Below are 11,996 nucleotides of genomic sequence, written 5' to 3' on the forward strand. Positions count from 1 at the left end.
CGGCGCCTTTGGAAAGCTAAATTCCGTCACGGAGGGTTTATATTTTATGACTTATTGTGATTCCAAGTTAAAGATTTTCACCTGTAACTCCAATCCTAAGCTAGCTAGTCAAATTGCTGATTACATCGGGATTCCGATGGGTGAATCACACACCACAAGTTTCAGCGATGGAGAAATTCAGGTCAAGCTGTCAGAAAGCGTTCGGGGATGTCATGTTTATATTGTTCAATCCACTTGTGGCCCTGTAAATGATAACCTGATGGAGCTTTTGGTTATGGTAGATGCGCTTAAACGTGCCTCTGCAAAAAGCATCAACGTGGTTATCCCTTACTACGGATATGCCCGTCAAGATCGTAAAGCCCGTTCCCGTGACCCCATTACCGCTAAGCTGGTAGCCAATCTAATTGAAAAGGCTGGCGCTCACCGTGTAATTACGATGGATCTTCATGCCATGCAGATTCAAGGATTCTTCGATATTCCAGTGGATCATTTGCTTGGTGTACCGATTCTGGCTCAGTATTTCCGTTCCAAACAAATCGAGAACCCAGTTGTCGTATCGCCGGATCATGGCGGTGTAGTACGTGCAAGAAAGCTTGCTGATTTCCTAAACGCTCCGCTGGCTATTATAGACAAGCGTCGTCCAGAACCTAACGTCAGCGAAGTTATGAACATCATCGGTAATATCGAAGGCAAAACAGCCATCCTGATTGATGATATCATCGATACCGCTGGAACTATCGTACTTGGTGCTAATGCTTTGATGGAAGGCGGCGTGAAGGAAGTATACGCATGCTGTACACACCCAGTATTGTCTGGTCCTGCACACGAGCGTCTGGAGAATTCTCCAATCAAAGAAATTATCGTGACGGATACCATTCCAATTCGCAGCGCGAATCCAACCTCTAAGCTCAAGGTGTTGTCCGTGGCTCCACTTATGGGTGAGGCAATTATCCGCGTTCATGAAGAGTTGTCGATTAGTAAATTGTTCGAGATTGAATAAATATAACGAATGAATAGTACAAAAGGGTTACACCTCCGTTCTCGGAGATGTAACCCTTATCGGCGTGCTACAGGTAGAACTACTGGATTCAATATCCGGGGCGGGAGACAAAGGTGAATAAACTGCGGTTATAGAGTGTCCCTTGTAGCTCCACGAAAGCTTCGTCTACCGCTGTTAATACACCGATATCAATATGCACGTCGCCCTTATATATTTCCACGGGTACAGCATATTGGATGTGGTACTGAAAATGGCGTTGATGTGTCAATAATTCGCCTTTGTGCGGCATGGGTTATCACCTGTCTTCGGAGTATAATTTCGCTCTGGTTGCACAGAGATATGTAGATTAGATCTATTGTACCAAAAACGGACTCCTCTTGCCGGAGAGCCCGAATGGAAAGGAAAGGTTCGATAATGAAATGGATTGTCGGATTGGGAAATCCCGGAACACAGTACGCGAAAACAAGGCATAATGTTGGCTTTATGGCTTTGGATGAGCTTGCCGCCCAGAACGGAATTGCCTTCAACCAGAGCAAATGTAAATCCGTCATCGGTGAAGGGGTCATTGGTGGCGTCAAAACCGTATTGATTAAGCCCATGACCTTTATGAACTTGTCCGGTGAGGCCGTTCGCGCTTATATGGATTATTACAAAGTTCAACTTGAAGATATGATCGTCGTTTATGATGATTTGGATACAGAAATCGGAAAAATCCGTTTGCGTTATCAAGGAAGCGCTGGTGGACATAATGGAATTAAATCCATCATCCAGCATGTAGGAACACAGAATTTCAATCGGGTACGAATGGGTATTTCTCGTCCTGAGCCAGGTTTTGCTATTGTCGATTATGTACTTTCTACTTTTCCTAAGAAGGAAAGCGATCCGCTTAAGCAAATGATCCTTAATACTTGTGATGCACTGGAATACAGCTTACAGCATTCATTCGAGCAGACGATGGCTAAGTTCAATGGTTAATCTGTAAACCCTGTTGTTTTTAAGGCTAAAGATGAAGCTGCCCGGACATACTGAAGGTATATAGTACCTTCAGGAGGCATATAGATGGCAATAAACTATGTTTGTAGGCACTGTAAGACATCTCTAGGCAGTATTAATAGAAGTGATGTTACAGAAATGCAGTTGGGCCTTCATTCCTTGACCCCTGCGGAGCGCAGAGATATAATAGCGTATAATTCAGAAGGTGAAATCACGGTAAAGGTTACTTGCGACTATTGCAAGGAGGCTTTAGAGAACAATCCGGAGCTTAGCCTGCTGACAAGTCCGCTTCAGTAAGGTGGAAGCGCCTGTCTCTATCGTCATCCGCAAGCCTTGGCGTTACAGCTGAGGCTTCTTTTCGATTCCAATCATAATAGGTGACGGTGGCTACGCCACCGTTAGCCTGTTTAGTAAGAGAGGTGCGCCTGTTGTTACAAGGTCTTATAGAAGCTTTTTCCAAGGATCCCGATTTCCAGTCTATCACCCATGGTGTTGCTGCAGGTATGAAAGAGCAGCTCATTTCGGGGCTTACAGGTTCTGCTAGACAGATTATGCTTGCAGCATTACATGAAGAGACAACTCGTCCCTTACTTGTAGTGACTCATAATATGTTTTCGGCCCAGAAGATGGCCGATGATTTGCAGGAAGCGCTTTCTCCTGACCGGGTTCTGCTCTATCCCGCCAATGAACTAGTGGCTGCAGAAGCGGCTGTATCAAGCCCAGAGACACTGGCTCAGCGTATAGATGTGCTGACCAAATGTGCTCAGGGCTTCCGTGGTATTGTTGTAGTTCCTTACTCAGGAGTGCGTAGATTGCTGCCAGCCCCAGAGGTTATGGCAGAGGCACAAGTCACCGTTTCCCAAGATGGAACGCTTGCTCTGGATGAATTTTTGATGTCCATGATTGAAATGGGCTATGAAAGAGTAGAGCGGGTTGAAAATCGTGGTGAACTGAGCGTACGGGGTGGAATAATTGATTTTTATCCAATGACATCTCCTTTGGCTTATCGGGTTGAGTTATTTGACGATGAGGTTGATTCCATAAGAACTTTTGATCCAGTGGATCAGCGTTCTATTGATAAGGTACGTAGTGTGAAGATTACACCGGCTAAAGAGATTATAGCTAGTAGATTGCGCCAGGAATCTGCTTCTGCTGAAGCCTCAGCTATGATGGAGCGACAGTTGGAGAAGATGGCGGATCGCCAGGCGAAGCTCAGGTTGCGGGAAGAAATTGGCCGTGAGCTGGAAATGCTGCGGGAAGGTACTTATTTCCCGGAGATCTATAAATATATCAGTCTTTTATATCCTGAACGCTCTCATTTATTTGATTACATGGCCCAGGATACCATTCTTATTCTAGATGAGCCGACAAGACTGCTCGAAACGGCGAGACAGCTTGAACGGGATGAATCGGAATGGAACCTGCATTTGCTGCAAAACGGCAAATCTTTACCGGATCTAGATCTCTCTGTCGATACGGATGTTGTTATGTATCAGCGCCCGTTCCAAAGTCTGTTTATGTCAATCTTTTTACGTCAGGTTCCGCATATTCAGCCTCAGAACATTCTTGGATTTATCAGTCGTGGAATGCAGGATTTCCATGGCCAGATGAATGTGCTGAAATCGGAGATGGAGCGTTGGCAGAAGTCCGGTGTTAAGGTAATGATGCTTGCGAGCAGTGAGGAACGGATTGAACGAGTGCGCAGAGTTCTTTATGATTACGGCATTAACGAGCCGATGATTGTACAAGGAAATCTGGGTTCTGGTTTTGAGCTGCCCTCTATTCATCTAGCAGTTATAACTGAGGGGGAAATGTTCTCTCAGAAGCAGCGGAAGGCACGGAAGATTTCCAAAGGAATAGATAATGCTGAACGGATCAAGAGTTACACAGAGCTGAAAATCGGTGATTATGTCGTTCACCAGAACCATGGTATCGGAAAATATATGGGAATCGGCACGCTTGAGGTCAGCGGTATTCACCGTGATTACATGCATATTCTGTATGCTGGCGGCGATAAGCTCTCAGTTCCGATTGAGCAGATTGACCTGATTCAGAAATATGTCGGTTCCGAAGATAAAGAGCCGAAAGTATATAAGCTAGGCGGCAATGAATGGACACGAGTCACCAATAAGGTTCGTTCCTCCGTTCAGAATATTGCTGATGATTTGATAAAACTATATGCTGAGCGCCAAAGTGCCGCAGGATATGGTTTTGAAAAGGATACACAGGAACAGCATGAATTTGAAGAAATGTTCCCTTACGAAGAGACCCGAGATCAGCTTCGGGCTATCGAAGAGATTAAGAAGGATATGGAACAAAACCGGCCAATGGACCGATTGCTTTGCGGTGATGTTGGATATGGTAAGACTGAAGTGGCTATTCGGGCGGCTTTTAAATCAGCGATTGAAGGTAAACAGGTGGCGGTGCTAGTCCCGACAACGATTTTGGCTCAACAGCATTATGAGACCTTCCGCGAACGTTTCGCTAATTACCCGCTTAATATTCAGGTCTTAAGTCGTTTCCGCAGCCGTAAAGAGCAGAACGAGACGATTAAAGGCGTTAGGGCAGGAACTGTCGACGTAGTTATCGGTACACATCGTCTGTTATCTCAGGACCTTGTATTCAAGGATCTGGGGCTATTAATTGTGGATGAAGAACAGCGTTTCGGCGTAACTCATAAAGAAAAGCTGAAAAAACTGAAAACGAATGTAGACGTTCTTACGCTGACTGCAACTCCAATTCCTCGTACGCTACATATGTCGATGCTCGGAGTGCGGGATTTGTCTGTCATTGAGACCCCGCCAGAGAACAGATTCCCTGTACAGACGTATGTAGTGGAGCATAGCCAGACCCTTACGCGGGAAGCTGTAGAGCGGGAATTAGCCCGCGGTGGTCAAGTCTATTATCTCTATAATCGTGTGCAGGGCATTCAAGAAATGGCTGCTCAAATCTCTATGCTTGTTCCTGAGGCTAGAGTTGGCATCGGACATGGTCAAATGTCGGAATCTGAGCTGGAGAAGACCATTCTCGATTTCCTTGACGGAGAATACGATGTGCTCGTCAGCACAAGTATTATTGAGACGGGCGTAGATATTCCGAACGTTAATACACTTATTGTGCATGATGCGGATAAAATGGGCTTGTCTCAGCTCTATCAGCTGCGTGGACGTGTAGGCCGGTCCAATCGGATCGCTTACGCTTATTTCACGTATCAACGGGACAAGGTTCTGACAGAGGTTGCAGAGAAACGTCTGCAGTCTATTAAGGAATTTACGGAGCTGGGCTCTGGTTTCAAAATAGCGATGCGAGATCTGTCTATTCGCGGTGCAGGCAACTTGCTGGGTGCAGAGCAGCATGGCTTTATCGCATCCGTGGGGTTTGATCTGTACTCACAAATGCTGGCGGAGGAAATTCGTAAGCGTAAGGTTACTGTGCTTGGGGAGGAAGATACATCCCTGAAAGAAGGCAATACAGTCATTGATTTGTCGATTGACGCGTATCTGCCGTCAGAGTATATTTACGACAGTATCCAAAAAATTGAAATTTATAAAAAAGTTGCGGCAGTAACCTCCTTCGATGATGCTTCCGAGCTTGAAGATGAGCTCTTGGATCGGTTCGGTGAGTTACCTGAAGCCGTGGTGAATCTACTATCGGTTGCTCGTTTGAAAGTGTATGGAAAAATGTATGGCATTGATTCCATGATTAGACGCGGAGATGATGTTACCTTGAATTTCTATGAGGGAAGTCTCGGCGCTTTAGACACAGCGAAACTCGCCAAAGTTGGAAATAGCTTCGAAAGACGTGTACAATTTGATAGGGATGCGAAAGCCAGTATCCGGGTCAAATCGAAAGATTTAAGTGATAAACAGCTGCTTGACTTGCTTGAACAGTTTCTTAAGGAAGCTAAACAGTCTTTTAAATCGAAGGGAGAACTACACAATGTCGTTAAATAAAACAAAATCATGGAAAGTGCTGCTCGTTTCATTGGCAGCGGCAGTTTCCTTTTCTATGCTAGCAGCATGTGGAAATAGTGCTGATGATAATCAAGCTGTAGCCACTTATAAAGGTGGAACGATTACACAAAAGGAATTTGCAATGGATCAAAAAATCATGAAATTCCTATCTCCACAACAAGCGCAATATTTAGAGATTGATGCGTTTAAGGAGTCCATTCTGAAGCAAGAAGTGGGCTTTGAATATTTGGCTTCCCAAGCAACGGATGAAGCGAAAAAGCAAGCGGAGAAAGAAGCCGATACTCAAATTGCAAGCATTAAGGAACAATTGGGCGATACCTATAAGAAGACACTGAAAGATGCTGACGTTACAGAGAAAGATATTCGTACTTATATGGAGCGTGTGCTGTCAGTTTATCAGGATATGCTGCTTAAAGTGACTGATGATCAAGTTGTCAAAGAATTCGAAGCGACTAAAGGCGACTTTACGGTTGCCACACTGCGTCATGTGCTAATTGGTCTGACAGATGCAGACAACAAAGAGCGTACCAGCGAAGAAGCGCTTAAAATAGCGAAAGAAGTTAAGGCGAAGCTGGATGGCGGTGCTGATTTCGCAGCCATCGCTAAGGAATATTCTGACGATACTGGCTCTAAAGAGGCAGGCGGAGAATATAAAGATAAAGCTGTAGGCACTTATGTGGATGAATTTAAGAAGGCTGCACAGACCTTGCCTCTAAATACCATCAGTGATCCTGTAGAAACTTCGTACGGTTACCACATCATCAAGGTGGAGTCCCGTACAGACAAGACTTTCGACCAGTTAACGGATGAGCAAAAAGAAGGCATTAAGAGCTCAATTGTATCCAAGAACCTAGAAACGTTCATGGAAAAGGATCTGGAAGGCATTATTGAGAACATCAATCTGCCAAAAAGCTCTGCTTCCGCAGATGAAACCGGAACAAATAGTGGAACAGAAGCCACTACAGCTCCAAGCGCATCCCCAAGTGCTACAGATGCCGCTGAATAAACATCGGTAAATATGGACAAGCTTACCTTAGAAAAGCCATCTTCACTTAAAGTGAAGATGGCTTTTTATTTCGCAGAAACGGTTGTAGAACTACCTTTATCTTGATGCAGATATTAATACATGTCAGCTTATGTATAAGGATCTGGGAAGAGATGAATACTATGGTCAGATATTACGATAAATCACTGGGATTATCCTTTCCCATAATGGACAGTAGTAAGACCATACTTCTTAAGAAAGCGGGGCACATGTGAAATGAAAGCTACTGGAATTGTTCGCCGTATTGATGACCTCGGACGCGTGGTTATTCCCAAAGAAATTAGACGTACTCTTCGTATTAGAGAAGGAGACCCACTGGAAATATTCGTCGATCGGGACGGTGAAGTCATTCTCAAGAAATATTCTCCGATTGGTGAGTTGGGTGACTTTGCAAAAGAGTACGCGGAGTCATTGTTCGAAGGTACTGGGCACATTACGATGATTGCTGATCGTGACACCTTCATTGCCCTTGCAGGCGGTTCCAAAAAAGATTATTTGGAGAAACAGGTGGGAGTGCTGTTGGAGAAAGTCATGGACAGCCGTAAGACTGTGTTAGAAACCAATGAAGGCAGTTATGAAATCGCTAAAGATCATCCGGATTTGGTGTCCTCATATGTAGCCTCACCGATCATTTCCGGTGGAGATCCTATTGGTTGTGTAGTGATGGTGAGCAAGGATGATTCGGCGAAGATGGCGCAAATGGAAATAAAAATGGCCGAAACGGCTGCCGCTTTCCTGGGCAAACAAATGGAGCAGTAATCTTAATTTAGACCCCGGTTTCCTTTTGGTAAGATATACAAAGGGCAAACGGGGTTTTGTCGTTTACACAAAACCGTTTCTACTTGTGGGCATACATAAGTTATAATATAGAAATTCATCCCATCAAAGTTGTAGAAGCAGGTATTATATGAAATCCAATACACAAACATCACGATTGCTGCAAGGCGCATTTATCCTTAGTGCCGCGGCCATTATCTCAAAGCTTATTGGCACACTCCAAAAAATTCCGCTGCAAAATCTAGGCGGAGATGCTGTATTTGGTATATACAACACAGTGTATCCCTTGTATACGATGCTGTTAACAGTAGCTATGCTAGGTCTGCCTGCGGCGATCTCCAAATTTGTCGCCGAAGCTTCGGCTGGGAGACGCGATGAAGAAGGCCGGCGGATTCTATTATTATCTGCGCTAATTACAGGCATCAGCGGCTTGGTTATCGGCGCCATCACCTATGTAGGTGCACCCATCATTGCCGAATGGGTAGGTAACTCACATGTAATGCCTGCCTTGCGGACAAGCGCCTGGGGTTTGGCAGTTGTCCCTGTCATGTCGGCCATACGCGGGTATTTTCAGGGGCTGCATAATATGGTTCCTACTGCCGTGTCACAGATTGTAGAGCAGTCTGTACGGGTTACAGTGATGATTGTTCTTCTTTTATATCTCACTTCGCAGGGAGCAGGAGCTGAGAGCATCGCTGCTGGCGCGCTGCTTGGTTCTGCCGGAGGGGGAGCCGCAGGGCTTGTAATTATGCTGCTGTACTTGAGACGTCCCCGCCGGAGGGTAAAACAGGAAGCTGCTGCTGAAGTAGCTGCTGCTGTCGAAAGTCAGCGTGTAAGAGCGCTGGATGCAGGACATGGACTAGGTTCCAAGCAAGGGTTTATGGGCATTAAAGCAGGTACACTGCTGGCTTATGGAATTCCCGTAATGCTAGGTGCACTGGCTATGCCTCTTATCGGTCTTGTAGATGTATTCACTGTGCCTCGACTGCTGTCGTCTGACGGAAGTGAAGTAGCTGCGATGGCCCAGTTTGGTGTGTACAATCGGGGTTTGCCACTTGTGCAGATTATAACGATGATTGCCACCTCACTGTCTGTTGTGTTCATTCCAGCTTTGGCGGAAGCGAAGTACAAGGGAGATATGAAGCTGATTGAGACCCGCTGCAGCTTGTCGCTGCGTTGGTTCTGGCTGTTAGGTCTAGCGGCCTCAGCGGGCCTTGCAGTGCTTGCTGAGCCGATTAATATGGCTCTTTACGGCGATACCGCTGGCAGCAGCACAATGACTTGGCTGGCTTTTACCGCTGTTGGCGGTACAGTCAGCATCATCTCTGCTGCGCTCCTGCAGGGCCTCGGCTACGTGCGCGCCCCGGCCCTGCACCTTTTGGCCGCCGCGCTGCTCAAGGCGGCCCTGAACCTGCTGCTGGTTCCGCAGCAGGGCATTACCGGCGCGGCCATCGCTGGCGTGGCTGCGCATTCGTTCGCAGCAGCGCTTAACGTGCTGCTGCTGTACCGCCAGGGCCATCTGCGGCTTCGCCTCGCAGATGCCCTGGCACGGCCCGCGCTGCTCACAGCGGGCCTGGCTCTTGCCGCCGCAGCTGCCAGCTGGGGCACTGGCGCCGCGGCTACGGCCGCTGGCATCGGCGGCGGACGCACCGCCAGCTTGGCGCAGAGCCTGCTCGGGGTACTCGCAGGCTGCGTTGTCTTTGCCGTAGGCGCGGTGGTGCTGCGGCTGCTCAGCGAAAGCGAGCTTCGCCAGCTTCCGGGCATCGGCCCGTCTCTGGCGGACAAGTTCAAAAAGCTGCGGTTATTTCCATAATTAACTCGCTTAAAAGGAGGAACACATATGAGTGCAACATTAACAGTTGTTGGTCTCGGGTCAGGTAATCCCGATCGCCTGACACTAGGAATTATAAAAAAACTGAAGGCAGCATCCGTTGTCTACGTTCGTACCCAAGAGCATCCAGTCATGGCTGCTCTCACCGAGCTTGAAATCGCCACGCAATCCTTTGATGGACTGTATGAAACATTATCTTCGTTTCCTGAGGTCTATACGGCAATTACTTCAAAATTGATTGAAGAGGCTCGCTCTGCCGCAGACGGTACAGATATTGTCTATGCGGTTCCGGGGCATCCCATGGTTGCAGAGTCAGCTGTTTCACAGCTGCGTCAGCGTTGCCCGGAAGAAGGAATAGAACTGCAAATATTAGGCGGGGAGAGTTTTCTGGACGAGGCGTTTGTACGACTGGGATTTGACCCTATTGAAGGGTTCCAGTTATTAGATGCTTCAGGCATTCGCAGCGCTCAGCTTCAACCTGAATTGCATACTCTGATTGGCCAGGTTTATGACAGCTTTACAGCTTCGGAGACAAAGTTATGTCTGATGGAGCTGTATCCGCCGGAATATGAAGTGGTGGTGGGTCATGCCCTTGGCGTGGAGAACGAAGAAAGCATTGTGACTGTTCCTCTATACGAATTGGACCGGCTTGAGGGTTATGGCAATTTGTCTCTGGTCTATGTACCTGCGAATCGTGATGAGAAGCTAAGAAGTCGTACTTTCGCTCGCTTGCATGAGATTGTCGATATTTTGCGCAGTCCGGACGGTTGTCCGTGGGATCGGGAGCAGACTCATGAATCTTTGCGTAAAAATCTAATCGAAGAAACCTATGAAGTGCTTGAGACGATTGATGAGGATGACCCAGACCATATGAAAGAGGAGCTGGGCGACCTTTTGCTGCAGATCATGCTGCACTCCCAAATGGAAGAGGAGCTAGGCACGTTTAACGTATTTGACGTCATAGAAGGACTGAATGATAAGCTTATCTTCCGCCATCCTCATGTATTTGGTGACAAGAATGCGAATGACGCTGAAGAAGCTCTGATCAATTGGGAGGGCATGAAGGCAGAGGAGAAGCGGCGGAAAGGCGTAAAGCCCGAGGAACTATCCGTACTCAGTGGAGTTCCGCGTGATTTGCCTGCTCTTATGAAGGCGTACAAGCTTCAGAAAAAAGCATCCAAGGTGGGCTTTGATTGGGACAACGCTACGGATTGCTTAGCTAAGGTTCGTGAAGAAATAGAAGAGCTGCAAGAAGCCATCGATACTGACGCAGCCGCGGAGGATCAAATCCTGGAGCTGGGCGATCTATTATTTGCTGTTACCAATGTTGCCCGATTTATTGGTGCAGATCCGGAAGAAGCTTTAACCCGGACCAACCGCAAATTTGTGCGTCGGTTTCAGTATATCGAGCAAAGTCTGCGAGCCAAGGGTGTGAGTGTAGAGGATAGCAGCTTGGAAGAGATGGAAGAGTTGTGGCAGGAGGCAAAGACTGAGGAACGAAAAGTATAGTGATTTTCTCAGACTATGTACGGTATACGGACCTTAAGATGAGGCAATGCTGTGAAAGTAGCATTCATCTCTGATTTAGATTATGGCGAGTAGTTTAATAGTGCTATAGAATAGATTCTGCGACGATTTCTGAGAAATAACTGTTTCTTTTTTTAAAAAACGACGATTCGTGGCAGGATTTTAAGATGACATCAAGAATATCATAAAGACGAAATGACGACTTGCCCCATAATATGGCGGTGAATCTCGTTTCATTTATTTTTTCGTATCCTAGGAGGAACTTTAAATTATGAACAAGACAGATTTGGTAAACAACATTTCCGAGAAAAACGGATTGGCAAAAAAAGATGTAGAAGCAGTATTGAACGGATTCTTGGGTGAGATCACAGAAGCTTTGGCAAAAGGCGATAAAGTCCAACTGATCGGTTTCGGTACATTCGAAACTCGCAAACGTGCAGGACGTACTGGTCGCAACCCGCAAACGGGCACAACGATTGAAATTCCAGAATCAACTGTACCGGCATTCAAAGCTGGTAACAAGCTTAAAGAAGCCGTTAACTAATGCGTCTTGACAAATTCCTGAAAGTGTCCCGATTAATCAAGCGCCGGACAGTGGCCAAGGATGTGTCCGAACAAGGCCGGGTGCTGATTAACGGGCGGGAATCTAAACCAAGTAGTGCAGTTAAGATCGGTGACGAGATTACTGTGCAATTTGGACAAAAGCTTGTAACGGTCAAAGTCGAAAAGCTAGTCGAAACGACGCGCAAGGACGAAGCCGCTGGTATGTATACTCTACTTCGGGAAGAGCCTGTTGCCAAAAGCAGCGGATTGGACTGGTAGGAGTAACATAATGAATAGTAAAAAAGA

General features: G+C 46.6%; 11 protein-coding genes. 10 read left to right on the forward strand and 1 reads right to left on the reverse strand.

Going from position 1 to position 11,996, the window contains the following annotated elements:
* The first annotated feature begins 46 nt into the window (after positions 1–46).
* A complete protein-coding gene (locus tag MHH86_RS00240; RefSeq protein ID WP_036678796.1) occupies positions 47–1,000 on the forward strand; it encodes a ribose-phosphate diphosphokinase in 954 nt (317 codons plus the stop codon).
* A gap of 88 nt (positions 1,001–1,088) precedes the next feature.
* On the opposite strand, the gene MHH86_RS00245 is transcribed toward MHH86_RS00240, so the two are convergent.
* Positions 1,089–1,289 (reverse strand): hypothetical protein, encoded by a 201-nt coding sequence (locus MHH86_RS00245; protein WP_036678792.1) that lies wholly within the window; start codon positions 1,287–1,289, stop codon positions 1,089–1,091.
* Positions 1,290–1,414: 125 nt separating this feature from the next.
* Here MHH86_RS00245 and pth point away from each other — a divergent pair, with 125 nt between their 5' ends.
* The 9 genes from pth (at position 1,415) to MHH86_RS00290 (ending at position 11,969) form a co-directional block, all read left to right on the forward strand.
* Entirely contained in the window at positions 1,415–1,975 is a 561-nt protein-coding gene (gene pth / locus MHH86_RS00250; protein WP_036678864.1) for an aminoacyl-tRNA hydrolase, read from the forward strand.
* A gap of 84 nt (positions 1,976–2,059) precedes the next feature.
* The gene (locus MHH86_RS00255) at positions 2,060–2,290 is read left to right on the forward strand and encodes an anti-sigma-F factor Fin family protein (protein WP_036678789.1); all 231 of its coding nucleotides are present in this window, start codon (positions 2,060–2,062) and stop codon (positions 2,288–2,290) included.
* Positions 2,291–2,421: 131 nt separating this feature from the next.
* Positions 2,422–5,946: a transcription-repair coupling factor gene (gene mfd, locus MHH86_RS00260; protein ID WP_038568019.1), complete on the forward strand. Its 3,525-nt coding sequence runs from the start codon at positions 2,422–2,424 to the stop codon at positions 5,944–5,946.
* Positions 5,933–6,973, forward strand: a complete 1,041-nt coding sequence (locus MHH86_RS00265; RefSeq protein WP_036678785.1) for a peptidylprolyl isomerase — start codon at positions 5,933–5,935, stop codon at positions 6,971–6,973. Before mfd ends, MHH86_RS00265 begins: the two co-directional genes overlap by 14 nt.
* A 255-nt stretch (positions 6,974–7,228) precedes the next feature.
* Complete coding sequence (gene spoVT, locus MHH86_RS00270; protein ID WP_036678783.1) at positions 7,229–7,771, forward strand: stage V sporulation protein T; 543 nt, start codon at positions 7,229–7,231, stop codon at positions 7,769–7,771.
* A gap of 148 nt (positions 7,772–7,919) precedes the next feature.
* Entirely contained in the window at positions 7,920–9,602 is a 1,683-nt protein-coding gene (locus tag MHH86_RS00275) for a polysaccharide biosynthesis protein (protein WP_076225104.1), read from the forward strand.
* Between the two features lie 27 nt (positions 9,603–9,629).
* Positions 9,630–11,129 (forward strand): nucleoside triphosphate pyrophosphohydrolase, encoded by a 1,500-nt coding sequence (gene mazG / locus MHH86_RS00280; RefSeq protein ID WP_038568022.1) that lies wholly within the window; start codon positions 9,630–9,632, stop codon positions 11,127–11,129.
* 289 nt (positions 11,130–11,418) lie between these two features.
* Positions 11,419–11,691, forward strand: a complete 273-nt coding sequence (locus tag MHH86_RS00285) for an HU family DNA-binding protein (RefSeq protein WP_036678778.1) — start codon at positions 11,419–11,421, stop codon at positions 11,689–11,691.
* Complete coding sequence (locus MHH86_RS00290; protein ID WP_036678775.1) at positions 11,691–11,969, forward strand: RNA-binding S4 domain-containing protein; 279 nt, start codon at positions 11,691–11,693, stop codon at positions 11,967–11,969. The genes MHH86_RS00285 and MHH86_RS00290 overlap by 1 nt, the downstream gene beginning before the upstream one ends.
* Positions 11,970–11,996: the final 27 nt, after the last annotated feature.

Source organism: Paenibacillus sp. FSL F4-0097, from assembly GCF_038593125.1.
Taxonomy (GTDB): Bacteria; Bacillota; Bacilli; order Paenibacillales; family Paenibacillaceae; genus Paenibacillus_AQ; species Paenibacillus_AQ odorifer.

Bases quoted from the DNA above. Each gene is read 5' to 3' on its own strand.
- MHH86_RS00285 (WP_036678778.1), top strand. From the start codon at position 11,419: ATGAACAAGACAGATTTGGTAAACAACATTTCCGAGAAAAACGGATTG.
- MHH86_RS00265 (WP_036678785.1), top strand. From the start codon at position 5,933: ATGTCGTTAAATAAAACAAAATCATGGAAAGTGCTGCTCGTTTCATTG.
- MHH86_RS00255 (WP_036678789.1), top strand. From the start codon at position 2,060: ATGGCAATAAACTATGTTTGTAGGCACTGTAAGACATCTCTAGGCAGT.
- MHH86_RS00240 (WP_036678796.1), top strand. From the start codon at position 47: ATGACTTATTGTGATTCCAAGTTAAAGATTTTCACCTGTAACTCCAAT.
- MHH86_RS00275 (WP_076225104.1), top strand. From the start codon at position 7,920: ATGAAATCCAATACACAAACATCACGATTGCTGCAAGGCGCATTTATC.
- pth (WP_036678864.1), top strand. From the start codon at position 1,415: ATGAAATGGATTGTCGGATTGGGAAATCCCGGAACACAGTACGCGAAA.
- mazG (WP_038568022.1), top strand. From the start codon at position 9,630: ATGAGTGCAACATTAACAGTTGTTGGTCTCGGGTCAGGTAATCCCGAT.
- MHH86_RS00245 (WP_036678792.1), bottom strand. From the start codon at position 1,289: ATGCCGCACAAAGGCGAATTATTGACACATCAACGCCATTTTCAGTAC.
- MHH86_RS00290 (WP_036678775.1), top strand. From the start codon at position 11,691: ATGCGTCTTGACAAATTCCTGAAAGTGTCCCGATTAATCAAGCGCCGG.
- spoVT (WP_036678783.1), top strand. From the start codon at position 7,229: ATGAAAGCTACTGGAATTGTTCGCCGTATTGATGACCTCGGACGCGTG.